1 pseudogene is annotated in these 229 nt (G+C 64.6%); it reads left to right on the top strand.

Annotation, left to right across the window (positions count from 1 at the left end):
* A pseudogene (locus ONA70_RS36610) lies at positions 1–229 on the top strand (hypothetical protein); the annotation flags it as partial.

Genomic DNA, 229 nt, shown 5'->3' with positions numbered 1-229 from the left:
CACGCTGAAGCTGGCTCCGCACTGCGTCTACGAGCTGAGCTTCGCCGACAAGAAGTCCGGCACCGGCCTGCCCACGATCAAGCAGGAGATCACGATCAAGGGCAACGACGCCACGATCAAGCGGGACTCCGAGGACGCCTTCCGGATCTTCCGAGTCGCCGACGGCGGCGACCTGGCCCTGAAGGACCTCACGGTCAAGGACGGCAACGCCGCCGAATTCAAGTACGGC

It is taken from the genome of Micromonospora yasonensis (genome assembly GCF_026013475.1).
Classification (GTDB): Bacteria; Actinomycetota; Actinomycetes; order Mycobacteriales; family Micromonosporaceae; genus Micromonospora; species Micromonospora yasonensis.
The sequence above is the reverse complement of the archived record's forward strand: the minus strand, read 5'-3'. Positions and strand labels throughout refer to the sequence as shown.